At 62.7% G+C, this 15,716-nt stretch carries 18 protein-coding genes and 3 pseudogenes; 9 read left to right on the top strand and 12 right to left on the bottom strand.

The genetic code is table 11. The features are described 5' to 3' along the window. Positions 1–200: hypothetical protein (locus AC1D3B_RS34285; protein WP_478195130.1), on the bottom strand; the 200-nt coding region annotated here is incomplete at its 3' end. A 323-nt stretch (positions 201–523) separates the two neighbouring features. Between AC1D3B_RS34285 and AC1D3B_RS34280 the strand changes: the two genes are divergently transcribed. The 3 genes from AC1D3B_RS34280 (at position 524) to AC1D3B_RS34270 (ending at position 2,031) form a co-directional block, all read left to right on the top strand. After that, entirely contained in the window at positions 524–985 is a 462-nt protein-coding gene (locus AC1D3B_RS34280; RefSeq protein WP_478195129.1) for a hypothetical protein, read from the top strand. A gap of 213 nt (positions 986–1,198) precedes the next feature. Beyond that, positions 1,199–1,810, top strand: a complete 612-nt coding sequence (locus tag AC1D3B_RS34275; protein WP_478195128.1) for a glycerophosphodiester phosphodiesterase — start codon at positions 1,199–1,201, stop codon at positions 1,808–1,810. Continuing rightward, positions 1,807–2,031 carry a hypothetical protein gene (locus AC1D3B_RS34270; RefSeq protein ID WP_478195127.1) on the top strand — a complete coding sequence of 75 codons (225 nt, stop codon included), beginning with the start codon at positions 1,807–1,809 and terminating at the stop codon, positions 2,029–2,031. The genes AC1D3B_RS34275 and AC1D3B_RS34270 overlap by 4 nt, the downstream gene beginning before the upstream one ends. 199 nt (positions 2,032–2,230) lie before the next feature. On the opposite strand, the gene AC1D3B_RS34265 is transcribed toward AC1D3B_RS34270, so the two are convergent. The 4 genes from AC1D3B_RS34265 to AC1D3B_RS34250 form a co-directional block, all read right to left on the bottom strand. After that, the gene (locus tag AC1D3B_RS34265; protein ID WP_478195126.1) at positions 2,231–2,449 is read right to left on the bottom strand and encodes a hypothetical protein; all 219 of its coding nucleotides are present in this window, start codon (positions 2,447–2,449) and stop codon (positions 2,231–2,233) included. Between the two features lie 240 nt (positions 2,450–2,689). Beyond that, positions 2,690–3,085, bottom strand: a complete 396-nt coding sequence (locus tag AC1D3B_RS34260; RefSeq protein ID WP_478195125.1) for a hypothetical protein — start codon at positions 3,083–3,085, stop codon at positions 2,690–2,692. Positions 3,086–3,642: 557 nt separating this feature from the next. After that, positions 3,643–4,806, bottom strand: a complete 1,164-nt coding sequence (locus tag AC1D3B_RS34255; protein WP_478195124.1) for a serine hydrolase domain-containing protein — start codon at positions 4,804–4,806, stop codon at positions 3,643–3,645. Positions 4,807–5,595: 789 nt separating this feature from the next. Next, positions 5,596–5,787 carry a hypothetical protein gene (locus tag AC1D3B_RS34250; RefSeq protein WP_478195123.1) on the bottom strand — a complete coding sequence of 64 codons (192 nt, stop codon included), beginning with the start codon at positions 5,785–5,787 and terminating at the stop codon, positions 5,596–5,598. A 510-nt stretch (positions 5,788–6,297) separates the two neighbouring features. On the opposite strand from AC1D3B_RS34250, the gene AC1D3B_RS34245 reads away from it, so the two are divergent. Beyond that, positions 6,298–6,600 carry a hypothetical protein gene (locus tag AC1D3B_RS34245; RefSeq protein WP_478195122.1) on the top strand — a complete coding sequence of 101 codons (303 nt, stop codon included), beginning with the start codon at positions 6,298–6,300 and terminating at the stop codon, positions 6,598–6,600. A 283-nt stretch (positions 6,601–6,883) separates the two neighbouring features. Here AC1D3B_RS34245 and AC1D3B_RS34240 read toward each other — a convergent pair whose 3' ends face one another. After that, the gene (locus tag AC1D3B_RS34240; RefSeq protein WP_478195121.1) at positions 6,884–7,537 is read right to left on the bottom strand and encodes a hydrolase; all 654 of its coding nucleotides are present in this window, start codon (positions 7,535–7,537) and stop codon (positions 6,884–6,886) included. A gap of 144 nt (positions 7,538–7,681) precedes the next feature. On the opposite strand from AC1D3B_RS34240, the gene AC1D3B_RS34235 reads away from it, so the two are divergent. Next, positions 7,682–8,578, top strand: a complete 897-nt coding sequence (locus tag AC1D3B_RS34235; protein WP_478195120.1) for a LysR family transcriptional regulator — start codon at positions 7,682–7,684, stop codon at positions 8,576–8,578. A 59-nt stretch (positions 8,579–8,637) separates the two neighbouring features. Here AC1D3B_RS34235 and AC1D3B_RS34230 read toward each other — a convergent pair whose 3' ends face one another. Both AC1D3B_RS34230 and AC1D3B_RS34225 read right to left on the bottom strand, forming a co-directional pair. Continuing rightward, positions 8,638–9,537, bottom strand: coding sequence for a pirin family protein (locus AC1D3B_RS34230; protein ID WP_478195119.1), 900 nt, complete (start codon positions 9,535–9,537; stop codon positions 8,638–8,640). 223 nt (positions 9,538–9,760) lie between these two features. Next, positions 9,761–10,254, bottom strand: a pseudogene (locus AC1D3B_RS34225) (porin); the annotation flags it as partial. Positions 10,255–10,810: 556 nt separating this feature from the next. On the opposite strand from AC1D3B_RS34225, the gene AC1D3B_RS34220 reads away from it, so the two are divergent. The 3 genes and pseudogenes from AC1D3B_RS34220 to AC1D3B_RS34210 all read left to right on the top strand — a co-directional run bounded on the left by AC1D3B_RS34220 (position 10,811) and on the right by AC1D3B_RS34210 (position 11,767). After that, entirely contained in the window at positions 10,811–11,026 is a 216-nt protein-coding gene (locus tag AC1D3B_RS34220) for a porin (protein WP_478195118.1), read from the top strand. Between the two features lie 13 nt (positions 11,027–11,039). Continuing rightward, positions 11,040–11,445 (top strand): annotated as a pseudogene (locus AC1D3B_RS34215) (IS6 family transposase); the annotation flags it as partial. 85 nt (positions 11,446–11,530) lie between these two features. Further along, complete coding sequence (locus tag AC1D3B_RS34210; RefSeq protein WP_478195117.1) at positions 11,531–11,767, top strand: hypothetical protein; 237 nt, start codon at positions 11,531–11,533, stop codon at positions 11,765–11,767. A gap of 422 nt (positions 11,768–12,189) precedes the next feature. Here the strand turns inward: AC1D3B_RS34210 and AC1D3B_RS34205 are convergent, their stop codons facing one another. From AC1D3B_RS34205 to AC1D3B_RS34195, 3 genes and pseudogenes are all read right to left on the bottom strand, one after another. Next, on the bottom strand, positions 12,190–12,486 hold the full coding sequence (locus AC1D3B_RS34205) for a type II toxin-antitoxin system RelE/ParE family toxin (protein WP_478195116.1): 297 nt from the start codon (positions 12,484–12,486) through the stop codon (positions 12,190–12,192). Next, positions 12,483–12,794, bottom strand: a complete 312-nt coding sequence (gene relB / locus AC1D3B_RS34200) for a type II toxin-antitoxin system RelB family antitoxin (protein ID WP_478195115.1) — start codon at positions 12,792–12,794, stop codon at positions 12,483–12,485. Before relB ends, AC1D3B_RS34205 begins: the two co-directional genes overlap by 4 nt. Positions 12,795–12,912: 118 nt before the next feature. Next, positions 12,913–13,153 (bottom strand): annotated as a pseudogene (locus tag AC1D3B_RS34195) (hypothetical protein); the annotation flags it as partial. A 255-nt stretch (positions 13,154–13,408) separates the two neighbouring features. Here AC1D3B_RS34195 and AC1D3B_RS34190 point away from each other — a divergent pair. Continuing rightward, on the top strand, positions 13,409–14,425 hold the full coding sequence (locus tag AC1D3B_RS34190) for an NADP-dependent oxidoreductase (RefSeq protein ID WP_478195114.1): 1,017 nt from the start codon (positions 13,409–13,411) through the stop codon (positions 14,423–14,425). A gap of 21 nt (positions 14,426–14,446) precedes the next feature. Here AC1D3B_RS34190 and AC1D3B_RS34185 read toward each other — a convergent pair whose 3' ends face one another. Further along, a complete protein-coding gene (locus tag AC1D3B_RS34185; protein ID WP_478195113.1) occupies positions 14,447–15,547 on the bottom strand; it encodes a DNA-binding protein in 1,101 nt (366 codons plus the stop codon). Positions 15,548–15,716 lie beyond the last annotated feature (169 nt).

Below are 15,716 nucleotides of genomic sequence, written 5' to 3'. Positions count from 1 at the left end.
AGTGCGCGAATCTCATCGAGGCTGCGGGCGCGTTGCCGACTTCGCCCACAAGCAAGCCGGATACATGCGTGCAGACCGTTCTCATCGTTGGCGAAAGCTTGCAAAAGGCGTCGGGTCCATACATGCACCATCTGGCGCAGGACGTCGACGTCGGCTCCCTTCTCGGCGAGCTCGGCAAGTGCGATAGTTGCGGTGGTCATTGTGATTTCCTTTATGGACAGGTTTGGTGGGTCGCACCCCAAACTTATCCGGACTTCACGATGACCACCCCGAAGAGAGCGGTCGCTGCGCGGCAAGCCGCTTCGGGCTACGCCCTACGCGCCTTGCCGCGCAGCGAGTGATAGAAGACTTACACCACTTGCTGGGACATCAACCCCTTGACGCGCGCAAGGAAACCGCCAGGTTTGCTCTGAGGCCTGATCTGCAGGGCGAGCGCTCAAGGTCGACGTCCCGGCCATACGATTTCCCCTCCCGCAGGTTGAGGCCGCTGAGGGCCAAGGCAGCGTACGATCAGTCTGGAAAGATGGCCGAAGTCGACTATCGTGTCGGCGTGCCGATTGACCTGGCGCTTCTTCGTGCTGCACGACCGCGCGCGAAGACGCCGACCGGGCGTGCTGGAAAGGCTAAAGATCACATTGTCGTCGCCAGTGCGCGGCCACCAATTTCTGGGTCTGGTTCGCCCACCCCGCGGTTTCGAAGGATCCTTTCAACCATGAGAACATTCCCAACAGCCTTTCCAGGCGAACTCGTCGCTACGGCGGGCAACTACAGCGTCTACGGATCGGTCAAGGCCGACGGCACCACGGAATATGAAGTGGTGGGCCCGGACGGCAAATCCCTTGTGCCGCCCTTCGGACGGCAGGAAGACGCCATGGCCGCAATGACCGCCCTGCTTGCGCGTGTCGCGGCCAAAGACGATGACAACGCGCTGCCGCCTCCCAGCGTCGAACCTAGCCCGGCCAACCCGTCGCCGCCCGAAAGGTGAATCGGCGAATTGTGGGCCAGCGCGAGCACAAACCCCGAGCACGAGCGCGTCGGGTCGCTCTCGCTTGGATCGATGCGAATGGCACGTCCGGGAATCTCGGCTTTGGGCTTCGTCATCGCGCACAGGACGCCTGCCGGGTTTTGAGCAACCGAGATGCCTTCACCGATCGCTGACGATCGGCGTGACCGAGGGCGCCCCTCCGAGGGATGGCCAATGATTTTTGCAACGTCCAGGCGGCGCTGGTGGGCGCTGCTGCTGGTCCCGCTCCTCGTGTTCGTTTCTTTGCTGCTGCTGAGCGAGACCCTCTATCAGCGTGCCGTTGCGCAAGCGCCGGCATTTCCCTTTTCGGCGTGCCACAAGGTCTGGGCGCACCGCGGGCACGCCGAGACCGGAGGCGAGAACAGTCTGCAGAGCGTGAAAGGTGCGTTCGAGCGCGGCGCGGTCGGGGTGGAGATCGATATTCTCTTTGACCGCGAACTGAACGACTTCGTGGTCTCCCACGATCGTCCTTACACACTCTTCGACGGCAATCCGCTGAAGCTGGAGTCGGTGCTCTCCCAGTACGCAGGTAGAGGATTTTTCTGGCTGGATGCCAAGGATCTTCGCAAGCTCTCGCCCCTGACCGCCTACAAGGCGGCACAACGACTCTCCACCCTCATCCAACGCCACCAGCTCGCCGAGCGGGCGCTGGTGGAGTCAAGCGACCCCCTGTCTTTGTCCTGGCTGGCCGGCCAAGGGGTCTACACAAGCCTTGCGGTGAGCCCCAACGACCAAAAATACAGTGCGCCTGTGTACATGTGTACAAGCTCAACGCTGCCCTCATGAAGCTGGCGTATGCATTTGCCGGGGCTGGCGCCATCTCGATGAATGCCACCCGGTACACGCCGGTCACAGCTGCCACTTTTGGCCAAGTGGCTGTCCTGCTGTCCACGGTGAATGACCCCCAAGCACTGAAACTCTTGTCCGCGATCGCCGAGGTGAAGGTCATCCTGTCGGATGACGACCATTACGCAATCACCGCATGTACCGATCGCTCGGGTCAATGATGATCTGACGCCACAACAGTGCTCGAAGGACGACGCAAGGTGCCTGGCCCGCCGGGGGAAGCCCCAGAAAGGCTCGGTCGAGCGTTGTGCCTTGATCGAGTCGTGACAGGTCTCCAGCCTTCACCAAGAACGTGGACCGTTGGCGTAACGTGGTGAGCATCACCGACCCGCGCTCGGTCGCGTAGAAGGCCACCTACCGCTACAACGCGAACGACCAGGTGGTCGAGCAGGTGCAGACAGATTCGGACGGCAACCCGGGCGAGGGCAACGCCACGCCGGCGTCACCCGGATCAACTACGACGCGCTGGGCCGGCAGGTGGCGGTGGTCGATGCGCTCGGCCATGTCAGCGGCCAGGTCTGGGACGCCGGCGGCAACCTCATGCAAGAGCTGCGGGCCGACGGCGGCGTGGTCAGCCACGCCTACGGCGCCTCCGGCAACAAGGTGCGCACCGCCGATGCTGTGGCCAACCAGACCGGCAACGGTGCGAGCACGGGCTACCTCCACGACAAGCTCGACCGTCTGATTCGCACCACGCGCGACGATGGGGCAGGGCGGGGCATCACGGAGTTCCAGCGCTGGGACATCTTGAAAGGCATGCACAGGATTGACGGCCGACAAGCGCTTTCACTTCAGCCTTGCACATCAGCATTGCCAATTTCAGTCAGATCGCTCGGAGTCTTCGGGTTGCCCAACGAGCGAGGTACCCAACTCCACTTGAGTGAGATCGGTCAGGGCGGGGTCGTCGAGAGAATCGATCGCGTAGTAGCGCATCACCGCATCTCGATCCAGGATCTTCTCTCGAACGGACGCATCGATCATGGGCCGCGAAGTACCTCCCCCGTCGTAGGCGCGAATGCGCTCCATCGACTCCCAAACCGACGCCACCACCACTTGTGTTGTGCCGTCGCTTCGATCTCGAAACAGCGAGGAAGCACGAAGGCTTCCGATCTGCCGACGCAAATCGGGCAACACGAACTGGTCGAGATAGCCGCAACACTCGTCTGTGAGTTCCGTCTTGATCCAGAACGTCCACGTTCGAAGAATCTTAGTCATGCATGCCTTCGAATGGATTCTTCCGCACGGATCCGAGGTCGGTTGAGGACTAGTCCAGGCGAGATCCGCTCCATGCCCATCAGTCTTCGATGAATTCTTGACGACTACCACACATTGCGATTTGGCTCCGCAGTAGTCCCTGGCGTCTCTGCGAGGAAAGCGCATCGCAATCCCCGGGAACGGCTCCACTTTAGCCTGGGAGGCCTCCGCTTCGCGAGGAAATAGCGCACGAGATCGAGACATATCTGGGCGGCCCATGGCTCCGCTCAGGTGCCCGCTGCTCCGCCCTCATCAGTGCTTTCTTCGGACGACCTCCTGCTTGCTCCTCTGGATATGGTCGGCGCTCTCGTGCTGACCCCGGCGCTGTCCCATTTCCCGCTCAACGACGAACTGCGGTCGGCTGCATACGTCAGAGGTCGGTCGATCTCCCGTCGCAGCGGAGCATGCCAGATGGCCGACTGGTAGGAATCTCGGCGGGAGCTTCCAAAGCGGTCGTTTTCTTCTTGACCGACAGTTCTGAGTAGACCGACGCATTTGGCCTCAGCCGCATGCGCAGTTCAGCCCAGCGACGGAATCGCTCGCAGGACGTCGCTGAAAACGCTGAACTGCAACTTGAACGCCTGTGGGCTGTAGTCCTGGTAGTAGCCTGCGGTCACCACGACAACGAGATCGCGCTCCGGGACGATGCGAATGGACTGGCCGCCTCGACCCAACGCGCCAGTCCACTTGACTACATGCGCGCCGGCCCGGGCACGGCCGAGCCACCAGAGGTAGCCATAGGATTGATCGTCCGTCGCCTTGACCTTTGTTGCCGTAGATGTCGCGACCCAATCTCTGGAAACGATCTGGCGGTTGTTCCATCGACCGTCGGCGAGGACGAGCTGGCCGATCTTCGCCATATCTCGCGGTCGCATGCGCAATCCTCCTCCGGCATCGGTGTCTCCCTTGACCCTGCTCCATTCGACGTCGGTGATGCCCAGAGGTTCGAACAGCATCTCCCGGGCAAACACATCCAGCGGATGTCCGGTCGCCTTGCGGACGATGGCGGACACGAGGGTGAGCGCACCGGTGTTGTAGAAGAACTCCCGGCCCGGCGGCGCAGTCGGTTTCAGCGCGAGTACGTAGCGAGACGGGTCCGCCGCCATGTGCATGCTCGTCTCGTCGTTGTTCGCCCCCGTGGCTGGCGTTGCCTCGACCCACTCGAGGCCCATCGTCATGGTGAGCGCGTGCAGCAGCTGGATGCGATCCTTCTCGGGTGAACGCAAGTCCGCGTATTCGGGGAAGAAGTTGAAGATCGGTTCATCGATGCCGCGGATGAGTCCCCGATCGATGGCGATCCCGACCGCAAGCGAAGCGACGCTCTTCGACACCGACTTCACGCTATGCAGGGTGTTGGCATCGAAGTTGACCTGCTCCACCCGGCTGCCGAAGAAAAGGTCGGGAACCTGGTCAGGACCGCTGAAGTACCGCTCGAACACCAGCTTGCCGCTGCGGACAACCAGCACGGAATGAATGTTGGACGACGTCGCGAGTCGATCGGCCATCCTGCAAAGGGCGCCCCGGTCGATGAGCTTGTCGTCGTCGTTGGCGGAGACCGCCCACCCATCGTGTCGCGCGCCTGGAGCGCCGCAGCGATCTGGCGAGTCCGCGCGCGCCGACAGTCCAGGGAGCGGTGCAAGGGCGGCTCCCCCGAGAAGTGAAGCGAACTCGCGCCGTTTCATGCTCGATCCTTTGATTCAGGCCGCTGGTGTTGTAGCGCCGGCCTCCTGACCGGATTCTGACGGTGCATTGAGGGCTCTTCACCATAGATTGAATGGGCGCCCGACTCACAACACAAGACCCGGTTGCGGGTCGGCAGGAAAGTGGCCTCGGCCGGTCCGCGTCAATGCGTTGCCGACGACCACTTTCCGAAACCGTGCAGCCCTCGTCAAGAGTGACTTGCCCGGGCGCTTACCGCCGGTCCGCAAATGGCAACGGAAGGAGCGACGAATCCGCGACTTCATTGTTCGAGCCCATCTCCAACGGGATGGGCAGTTTGCGCGTCGCGGCCGGAAGATCGAGCGGGCCCTTGCGGCACCCGCGCGAGGCGGCCTATGAACCGCATCCAAACGCCTCTGACTACTGGGCTACGGAGTCGTCCGGACTCGATTTCAATTATGTTTACTGCGCTGCGCTGCGCTGCGAAGCGAAGTCAAAGGCTGCGGGGGAGGGGCGGGAAAGGTGGGGGGTTTCATCCGGCCCGAGGGGATTTAGCTTTTGATCTGCTCTCCCTGCCCGGGAAACGGCCGCATGGCAAAGGAGGGGAGGGCACCGCGGCCCTGCGACAAACTGTCATGGCCAGTGTCGGCATGGCCGGCTCTCGCACTTGCACCCTCGCAGGAGCCAGTCATGCCATTCCTCGCGCCCTCATTCGCCCGCCTGCCCCCCCTGGACTACCTGCTCGCCGACCAAGTCGAGTCGCGCAAGAAAGTCGCTCGGCACCTGGGGGTGAGCTTTCGGACGCTGCAGCGCTACCAGGCCAGTGGCAACGCGCCCCGCGCGGTGTATTTGACGCTCTGGTTCGAGAGCCGCTGGGGGATGGCCGCCCTCACAGGCAGGCCTACAACGAAGCCCAGCACGCCCGCGGCTGGGTCGCCGCCCTGGAGCGTGAGTGCGAGCGGCTGCGCGGCGTCATCCGTGTGTACGAGAGTGCGCAGGCCCATCCTGCGGCCAACGCGCCGGCCTATCAATTGGTGTGAAGCTCAAACGGCGTAAGGACGAGATGCCCTGGGTGCGCCGCTCCCGGTGCGGCCGCTGGGCACCGCGGAGCGCCGTCTGGGATGAGCACCCGATTCGCTGCGGCTTGGCGCCGATTGGGCGATCGGACTCGCGCGCCCTATCACCTGCGAATCCGGAAACCTGAAAAAAGCCGAATGAAATCAACGGGTTGCTATACGCGCCATAACGCACCGGCTTTACCGTTTTTTCGCTGCCCGCGATCGTGAAGACTCATTTCCGCGCTCACATGCTCCCGCGGTCTGGTCAACAAGTGGGTTGATCCCATCCAGTACTTCAACATGCCGAACACGTGTTCCACCGTGCACCTTCGCAGCGTCATCGCCATAGGCTTTCGTTCAGGAACCGGTGAGACCGAAGCTGCCCAGGTGGAAGTTGTCATGTGCGCGTTCTAGACTGGTCGAACGCCAACCGGGCTGAAGCGCAGGCTCATTTTCATGACTGACTATCTTAGAACAATTGCCGCGACTGTGGAGGAATCGGAGCGCGGCCTCTTCCACTGGCTCCTGATCGAGAGCATCGACGATCCCACCGGCTTCACGGTGCTCTTTGGCAGCGCCGAGGTCTTCGGCAGTTGGGAGGACGCGCTCGACGGTGGGGTCGCGACCCTGAAGAGCCTGGTCGCCGATCGCACCATCGGGCCGAGGCTGGTCGGCGAGGACGAAGACGAAGACGAAGACGAAGACGAGGATCCTGCGCTGGCCGGACGCCGAATGCGCCGGGCGATGGGAATTGGTTAGCAATCGTTCTCCTCTGGGCGCAGCAAGCGCGGCGGCGGCCCGAGGCAACGCTCTTGGTGCCGCCTTTACGGTTGCCGATGCCGTTTTGTCTCCTTCCAAATCCGTCTACGGTGGCGACACCGAGGAGGGCAACCAAGGCCAAGGCAGCGATCGATGCGCTCCCCGTTCAGAATGACCTGGGCGAGATCGCGCCTGGCGCGAGCGCATGAAAGTGGGCGCCCGATTCGCCCAGGCGTTGGCTTGGCTGCTCTCTACTTCGGAGGAGACTCCAGCCCGTGCAAAGTCAGCCCACGCTGGCAGGCACAGGCGTGTTGAGCAACTGCTGCTCCCACAGGTACGCGATGCCGCTGGCGCCGGCATGCTGCGTGATCACTTTCGTCAACTCAGCAGCGCTTTCGGTCCGAGCCCAGTCGCGCTGCCATTCGGCGGTCGCCGCGAGCCAGGTCAGCATGTTCGCGCCCGCCGCGATCATCCGTTGGATGGCAACCTGATGAGCCTCGACGGACATCCCGCCCGACGCATCGGTGACGACGGTGACATCCCAGCCTTCGCCCAGCGCGTGGATAGCCGGCATCGCGACGCAGACTTCGGTCCACAGCCCCGCGATGATGAGTTGCTTGCGACCCGTTGCCTTGACGGCGTCCACCGTCTTCTTATCCTGCCAAGTGTTGACGAACGTTCGGTCGATGACCTCCTGGTCGGGGAAGACGTCCGTGATCTGCGGGAACAGGCGCCCGCCGCGTTCCGCAATCACGCTCGTCAGAATGGTGGGAACGCCGAAGGCCTTGGCAGCCTTTGCCAGCCCCACGGTGTTGTTAATGACCATCTGCGGGTCGTGACTGTTCAGGTTGGCAAGCTGGTAGGGCTGGTGGTCGATCAGAAGAAGGACCGAATCTTCAGGGCGGAGAAGGGATGAGAGGCCGTTGCGAGGGTTCATGGTTGGTTCCTTGTTTGCCGCGGTGAGCGGAGGGGGTTTCCGGTGGTCGATGCGCTCGGGGCAATGTCGTAGTATTCCGTTCCCCTCACTGGAGCGGTAGTACCATCTTCGGGCGAGCTGTGTCGCGCTTCAAGGAACGCCAGAGTGGACATCGAGGACCTGCGTACATTCATCGAGGTGGCTCAGGCGGGCGGGGTCTCGGCCGCAGCCGGTCGGCTCGGCATCTCCAAGTCGATGGTGAGCCGGCGACTGGTCCGGCTGGAAGGGGAACTCGGCGTCCAGCTGCTGGCGCGCTCCACGCGCGGAGCCGCACTCACCGAGGCCGGCGCAGTGTTCCGGGACCACGCGGCCAGGGTCTGTACCGAAATCGACGTGGCGAAAGAGACGATGCTGCCTGAAGGCGACCTCCGTGGCCGCTTGAGGATCGCGGTGCCGCTGTCCTTCGGCCCGACCCACTTCGCACCCATGCTCGCCGAGATGGCGCGGCGACATCCCCAACTGCAAATGCAAACGTGCTACAGCGACCGTTTCGTGGACCTCATCGCGGAAGGCTTTGACTGCGCGATACGGGTGGGCTACCTGGAGGATTCCAACCTCATCGCACGGCGCGTTGGCCCGGTCTACGGAAAGTTCGTCGCGAGTCCGGGTTATGTCAGCGCGCACGGGGCGCCGGAGACGCCGGACGAATTGGTGGCCCACGAAGCCCTGATGCAGGGAACCGAGGCCTGGAAGTTGATGGATGGCGACCGGATCGTCACCGTGCGACCGCAGGGGCGGTTCAAGGCCGACAACGGCATCGCACTGGTCGCTGCGGCGGTCGCAGGACTCGGTATCGCGTATGTGCCCGATTGGCTCACGGACGAGCACGTGGCCGCCGGCGCACTGGTGCCCGTCATGACCCGGTATCCACCGCCGCCGGCCGGCGCCTTCGTCGTCCGGCCACCGGGCCAGCATCCCGCCCGGAAGATACGTGTCCTGACCGAACTCCTGATTGAGTACTGTGATCCGCCTGACAAATCAGGCTGGACTGCCAATGCTTGAAGAGTGCCTCGGGGGCGTGCTGCGGGGCTGGGCTCTGCCCAGAAGATGCGGGCGGACTGTCAGCGAAACACCGGAACGTTCCCGGTGGGTGTTCGCCGGTTTCCCGCCGCAACCATCTGCTCGCGCAGCGCCTCGATGCGACGCTCGCCGGTTTCGAGCGCCTGCGCGGAGGTGTGTACCGAATAGCTTCCCAAATGCAGTTCATACAGGTGCGGGATGGCAGATGCCAGCACGAACACCGCATCGCCACCCATACGGGCCTGCACGGTGATCGCATCCTCTGCCTCCTCGAAGACCACCATGTCGCCCGTGCGCACGGACGTACTGGCCTCCAGGGTTCCGCGTGCCACCGCCAGCCAGCCGACCGCATGGCCAGCGGGTGGCTGGTAAGTCCACGATTCGCCGGCCTTGAGGGTCACGAGCAGGTAGTTGATGCCCGCGGGCGCAGGCGTCGGGCTGCGCACCCCGGCATGCTCTCCGAGGATGACGCGGGCAGGGCCTGCCGACGGAATGCTTTGCGACTCAAGATAGCGGCTTTCCGGCTGCCCGTTTTCCAGCTCCGGCGGCAGTGCGATCCACAGCTGGAAGCCCTGCACCAGCGGCACGTCGTCCGGCGTGAGTTCCTTCCCGTGCCACACGCCGCTGCCCGCGCGCAACCATTCGACTCCCCCGTACGAAAGCTCGCCAGTGCCGGAAGAGGGGTCGTCGAACTTCATCCGGCCTTCGGTGAGCACGGTCACAGTGGCGATCCCCGAATGCGGATGAATCGACATGCCGGCGCCGGCGCGCATCGCTTCGAGCAGCGGGCGCTCCATGTTGAAAATGTCCAGAAACACAAACGGCTTCAAACTTTCGCCGAGGTCGGACGGGCTCATCAGGCGAGTGATCCTGCCGTGGCCGTGGCCGTGTCCGCGGGTGCGATAGACGATGCTCCTGTTACGGGGTGCGATGGATTGCATGATTTTGATTTCACTTCTTGTGTGGTGCAAATCTAAGGTTGCGAAGCTTGCCGCACTAGCCCCGCAACACGGACATCTGTGTCGCGAAAGAAGGAACGCTGCGCTAAGTGCTTTCGGCCAATTCTGTTAAAAAACTCGTCTCGAACGCCGGGCCGCCCATAAGACGCGCACTAGCTTTTAGGTTCCGAGTTCGTCACCAGGATCGATTCTGTCGCGAAGTTCCTGCGGGTGCTTTCACGCCGAAGCCATTGGCGGAGAAGATCAAGCTCGTTCCGACGCCATTGCTTGCGAAAGGATCGAACACGCTGTCGTTCCAAACGGTCGGCGTATAGTCTCGGCCTAGCCTCACCTCGCCAATATCGCCCGATAGGCTTACCGTGGAACGGCGGGAAAAGTAGCCAATGACACTCGGCCCAGAATTGGAGACATTCGTCCCCACAGTCCCATCGTCTGGAAAAGCGCGGCCTCAAGCCAGAAGCTCGCCGCAAGCCCGCCACCGAGATCTTCCGTCCCGCGAAAGCCGAGACGACTGGAGTTGTAGCCATTGCTCGAAAGCACAGTTCGACTAGTCTTTACGGCAACGCCAAGGGCGTTTTCTGACTTGTTCTGGTATCCGCTCACGCCCATATCCACCACACCAAACAGCGTGAGAGAAGACTGCGCGGAAGCGGATCCGGTGAATGCCAGCAAACCCAAGGAAATCAAAGGAATCTTCATCTGAGCGTCTCTCCACGAATTGAGCAGGTCTTCGAAAGGCGAGCGCCAGCGATTGGCGCGCCAGTACAAATGCGACGAGAGCGACGGTCCGGCGGCATCCAAATTCAGCGTTGGTGAGGACGATGCCTTCGCGAACACGACGTGGACGGAGCGAGTGCAAGGGGGCGCTGCCTCCTGCTTGAGGCTCTGTGCTCTAGCCGGAAAATCTGATTCCGTTGCGCCGTCGTTGAGCGCGTCGCTTCGGTCGACCAAGATCGGTTCTGCACGAAAGGAATTGATCGAACAACAGCTTGTATCTCCCGACTGGGCTGAGCTGTGTCCAAGCATCTCCAGCGCTGACGAGACTAAGAGGCAGCGATTGCGAGACGTCGAATGGCGCAGAAGCGCCAGGCATTCAAGCGCGCGGCTCCCCACATCGTGGCCGAGTGCGAGGGTGATTGCTTTGGTGAAAGCCTCGCGAGCGATCTCGGAAAGGGCGTGCAGAGTCTCAGGGGCGACCGATTGCGCATGTTGACTGCTGCATTCGCCCCACATAGTTTGACCGGACCGCGGCCCTTTGCAAATCGGTGGCGACCCAAAGTCGGCGAAATGGGCCATTGGATATGTACACAACCTCTCGAAGCGCACCGCTCTGTACACGACTCTTGCGCAGATCAATAATTCGAATGGGTATGACCTCGGTCTCGGTGGAAGTCCGAATTTCTTCACTGGAGGAACGTTCCAGGCGAAGACCTCGCGTGGATACGATGTTGGTCTCCGTCATTCCTTCTAACCCCGGCCAGGGTGCGTTCGATCGCGACGGCGAAACGATCGACTTCCTGCTTAGTGCCAACAGAGACTACGCTGCCACACGAAGCTTCTTTAAGCGGGCCAACGGTCTACACGGGGTGCCCAAGACGATCACGATTGCTAAGAGCCGCGCCAACACGGCCGCCGTGCGGAGCATTAAAGTTGACTCCGGGGCGGACATCGAGATGCGCCAGTCTAAGTACCTCAACAGCATCGTCGAACAAGACCATCGAGCCGTCAATCGCATAAGTGCGGCCGATGCTCGGCTTCAAGTCATTCCGATCCGGGCAAGCGCTCTTCGCCGGCGTCGAGACGACACACATGATCAGGAAGGGGCAAATGGATTGCCTCGAAGGCCGAGCCTCATCCGCAGTATCGAAGTTCTACACGCTAGCTTTCTGAGCGACACGGACAGCGCGCAAATGCTCGGGCCGGCGTTGCTATTGCGACAGAGCCCCAGAAAGCCAGAAAGAGCACCAAGGAAAGCATGAAGACCGATTCAAAGGAGACATCACAACCCGACGTCGGTTTGCTAGTCACGCCGACGCTGGTTGCGCGCGCAACGGCCTTCGCGAATACCGCACTTCACGCCGATACCCGCGAACTGGCGCGGCAGTGCGTGCTCAACTGGGCTGGCGTCGCTCTGATGGGCTCGCGCGAACCCCTCAGCCGGATACTGTTGGCGCACGCGCTCGATGGTCGGGCGCAGGCCCTCGTGCACTAACGCGTCCGCCGCTTCCCCAAACCTGAGCTTCTTGGATGCCGCGGCCGCCGCGCGGCAGGAATGTGGAGCTCGATGCGTTCGTTTCCATTTTTGACCTTTCAGCTCGTCGAGCGTCGTCTTTGAGGACGACCTGATGCGCACAAGAGTTCCTAAAACCGCAGGCTCATACAGCCGGATGCCCATGGGTTTCAATCCAGCCTATATCTACTGTTGATAATAAAAACGTATTGCAAGATACTCACTGGGAGTCGGCGCGCGGGGGCACCGCCCAGCGCTCAGACGCTTTGATGCTCGTGCTGGAGCAGTCGTGCGTCTGACGCACGACGAGCCTCTCTTGCCGGCCTATCGCCTGCAGAGACGAATCCCAATGTCGACTCCATCAGGAGGACGGTGGCTGCGCAGCTACGAGCAGCGAAGCAGACCTACTCTTGAATGTCGTCTGGCCACAGCTGCTTGCCGTGCAACACACGCAGGATTCGGATCGTGTCCCCGATGATGTGATAGGCGACGACGTAGGGCGTTTTACTGATGACCAGTTCTCGTGTGTCGTCGACGCGACCGGGGCGCCCGAACTCCGGGTGATCGATCAGCACTTCGATCTGCCGCGCGATGCGTTCGTCTATCGCGATTGCCGCGCGCGGGCTGTCCTGCTCAATGTCGTAGTAGTCGAAAATGCGATCCCGGTCGTCGAGCGCTACAGGCGACCATTCAATTCTCACGCGCCACCCTTGGCACTCCTGCGCAGCGCCGCGGCGCGACGCTTTGCGAAACGGGCTTCCACTTCATCGTGCGGAAGGGGAGTACGCGGGTCGTTTAAAGCTTCCTGCACTTTGGCCCGAAACCAAGCGTCATGAGCCTCAGTGTCGGCGACCAGGCCGACAGGAAGCGCACCTTCATTCGCAACGCGCGTCAGCACGATCCGAACGACGTCCGAAACCGTCAGGCCCAATCCGTCGAGGACTTCGACGGCGCGGTCCCGAACATTTGCAGCGATGCGGGTTTGCACCAAGGCATTGGCAGTGGTCATCAACGGCTCCAGACAGCGGGCGAGGAGGCATTGTAATGCAAATGAATGGCATCGTGAGGCGCCGCCGCCACGCAGTTACCCGGCAGTTCACTGCACCTGCCCCTCGTCGCCCCAAGTCGCTCACGCGCAGGAAGCACACCAACTCGATCGCTTGGCGGGTCTCTTTGAGTTCGGGGTTCTTTGCCGGTCGTCGCGCTTGCACCTGCTGGGCATGAGCATGCTGCTTGGGCAGGCTGACGCCGGCCAGTGCCCACTCGTGCACCCCAAGCGATTTGAGGTAGCCGATTTCTCCAGTGTTTCGGCGAGCATGGAAGGCCCGTGGCGCTTGGAGGGCGTCTTTGCCATTCGAGATGAGAGCAGCCGGCGTCTCCAGCCGTGGGACGGCTTTGCGACCGCCGACGAGCTGATCGCCTACTACGCCGAGCGCAGTCCGCGCGACATGAGCCGCTTCCACTGGTACGTCGTGCTCGCCTGCTACAAGTTCGGCATCATTCTCGAAGGTACCTACGCGCGCGCCTGCGCAGGGCAGGCACCGGTCGAGACCGGCGAGCGGCTGCACCGCTCGGCGCTCGGCCTCTTCAAGCGCGCGGTCGAGTGGATCGAGCGAGGCTGACTTGAAGGACCTGACCACAGCGCGCCTCAACACGCGCATTGTGTTGGCCGAGAAGCCGCAGGGGCCGCTGACCGCCGGGCAGTTCGTGCGCGACGAGGCGCCGATGCCGAAGCCGGGACTCGGCGAACTGCTCCTGCGCACGCGGATGCTGTCGATCGATGCGGCGAACCGGGCATGGATGCAGTCCGCGACCTACCGCGATGAACTGAAGGCCGGCATCGTGATGGCCGGTACCGGCATCGGTGAGGTGGTCGAGTCGCGCGATGCGCGTTTTTCCGTCGGCGACCTGGTGTCCGCCGGCATCGGCTGGCAGCAGTATGGAGTTGTCGCGGGTGACCAAGCGCTCAGGCTGCCGGCGTGTGAGCCGCTGAGCCATCTTCTGAGCGTCTACGGCAGCTCGGGGCTGACCGCCTACCTCGGTTTGAAGAATGTCGGCCGGGTGCAGCCGGGCGAGACGGTCGCGGTCTCGGCGGCGGCCGGCTCGGTGGGCTCGCTGGTCGGTCAGATCGCGAAGCTGCAAGGTGCGCGTGTCGTCGGGATCGCTGGTGGGCGTGCCAAGTGCGACTGGCTAGTCGACGAACTCGGCTTCGATGCGGCCATCGATCACCGCGCAGGGCCCTTGGCGCACCGGCTCAAGGAAGCCGCGCGGAAGGGTGTCGATGTCTACTTCGACAATGTCGGTGGCGACGTGCTCGGCGCCTGCCTGTTCGCCATGAACCCGCGCGGCCGCATCGTCTGCTGCGGCGCGGTCTCGCAATACGACGGCGCGACGCCGCCGCACGGGCCGCGTGGAGTGCCGGGGCTGATCGTGTTGAAGCGGTTGCTGGTGCAGGGCTTCTTCCTGCCGGACCACTACGCGGAGCGAGACGCCGCCCATGCGCAATTGCAGGCCTGGGTCGAGGGTGGTGCGCTGAAGGTGCCCGAGGACGTGATCGAAGGGCTCGAGAACGCGCCCGCTGCACTGGTCGGCCTGCTCGCCGGTGAGAACCGGGGAAAGCGGCTCGTGCGGGTGGCTTGATCATGCGCAGCACGGCTACGGCTACTTGGGAGATTTCTTGCCGCGGCCGAGCGGTGCTTTGTCGCCTTCCACAAGTTTTTCTTCTGCTTGGCGCAATGCGGTCACAGTCGAGGCGTGGCTCTCACGGAGGTGGGTGATCTCGCGATCGGACTGCACCTGCAGGCGCTGAAGCTGCAAGGCCAGATCGCTTGCCCGCTGTTCCGCACCGGCGGCGCGTTCGCGCAAAGTTGCCAGCTCGACCTGAGCCGCTTGATGTTGGAGCGACCATGCCGCGGCTGCGTCGCTGTGTGCGGCTTTCTCATGTTGAAGCGCTTGTTGCGCGGCACCCAGGGCGGCTCGAGATGTCTCGGCATCGGCAGCGTGGGCCTTCTGAGCCTTGATGAGTTCGGCGCCGGCGTGGCGCGTGGCGATGCGTTCACGATCCACTTCCGAGAGGAGGCGGCGTTCATGGGCGAGATGACGCTCCTCGGCTTCTTCCGCTGCGCGCTGCTTGGCGCCGAGTTCCATCGCTGCCTTCTCGCGCAGGGCTTCCTTGCTGGCCACGGCTTCGTCCAGGGACTTGCGCAGGCGGCGCACCTCAGCTTCCGCGTCGCTGAGCAGGCGAGCGGATTCCTGCTGCTGCGTGTGCATCTGGGTTTCCATTGCCGCAACCGCCTGCCGCGACGAAGCGAGGGCTTCGTCGAGCGCGACGCGGGCCTGTTCGAGGGAAATTTCGCGCTGCTGCAGATCGGCTTCCTTTTGGGCCAGGGCGCTGCGCTCCAACTCGAGCTCACGCCGGGTGGCTTCGGTCTTCTGGACCTGCACCTGATCGGCCTCGCGCCGAGCGACCCCCCAGAACTGTTGTGCCGCCTGGACGATGGCCAGGGGGAGCTGGTGCGCCTCGCCGTCGGCCAGGTTGGCGCCATGGCCATCCAGGCGCTTCCCAAGCGTGGCGAACCAGCGCTCCAGCATCGGGCTCACCGTATTGGGCGAGCCGCTGCCGATCTTCTGGCGCACGCGCTCGATGGTCGGGCGCAGGCCGTCCTGCAGCAGCGCGTCGGCGGCTTCCCAGACCTGCGCCTCCTGGATCCCGCGGCCACCGCGAATCGGATGAATGTTGTCGCTCGAACTTTTCAGATCCATGGCTGCTTTCATGACCTTCTTTTACTTGCGATAATAATAGATTATCGGAAGTGATGACCATTGTACGTAAGACATCATACATAATACGTTTGCAAAAATACAGAAACGAGGCAATGCTCCGACTGCCTGGCGTCGTCGCCCAACGATTCAATGCTGCTCGAGGTCGCGA

The organism is Variovorax sp. P5_A3, assembly GCF_056400665.1.
Note: the sequence above shows the minus strand (reverse complement) of the source record. Positions and strands in the feature narration are given on the sequence as shown.

Bases quoted from the DNA above. Each gene is read 5' to 3' on its own strand.
- AC1D3B_RS34245 (WP_478195122.1), top strand. From the start codon at position 6,298: ATGACTGACTATCTTAGAACAATTGCCGCGACTGTGGAGGAATCGGAG.
- AC1D3B_RS34260 (WP_478195125.1), bottom strand. From the start codon at position 3,085: ATGACTAAGATTCTTCGAACGTGGACGTTCTGGATCAAGACGGAACTC.
- AC1D3B_RS34270 (WP_478195127.1), top strand. From the start codon at position 1,807: ATGAAGCTGGCGTATGCATTTGCCGGGGCTGGCGCCATCTCGATGAAT.
- AC1D3B_RS34275 (WP_478195128.1), top strand. From the start codon at position 1,199: ATGATTTTTGCAACGTCCAGGCGGCGCTGGTGGGCGCTGCTGCTGGTC.
- AC1D3B_RS34230 (WP_478195119.1), bottom strand. From the start codon at position 9,537: ATGCAATCCATCGCACCCCGTAACAGGAGCATCGTCTATCGCACCCGC.
- AC1D3B_RS34210 (WP_478195117.1), top strand. From the start codon at position 11,531: ATGAAGACCGATTCAAAGGAGACATCACAACCCGACGTCGGTTTGCTA.
- AC1D3B_RS34250 (WP_478195123.1), bottom strand. From the start codon at position 5,787: ATGGGCCTGCGCACTCTCGTACACACGGATGACGCCGCGCAGCCGCTC.
- AC1D3B_RS34280 (WP_478195129.1), top strand. From the start codon at position 524: ATGGCCGAAGTCGACTATCGTGTCGGCGTGCCGATTGACCTGGCGCTT.
- AC1D3B_RS34255 (WP_478195124.1), bottom strand. From the start codon at position 4,806: ATGAAACGGCGCGAGTTCGCTTCACTTCTCGGGGGAGCCGCCCTTGCA.
- relB (WP_478195115.1), bottom strand. From the start codon at position 12,794: ATGACCACTGCCAATGCCTTGGTGCAAACCCGCATCGCTGCAAATGTT.
- AC1D3B_RS34240 (WP_478195121.1), bottom strand. From the start codon at position 7,537: ATGAACCCTCGCAACGGCCTCTCATCCCTTCTCCGCCCTGAAGATTCG.
- AC1D3B_RS34185 (WP_478195113.1), bottom strand. From the start codon at position 15,547: ATGGATCTGAAAAGTTCGAGCGACAACATTCATCCGATTCGCGGTGGC.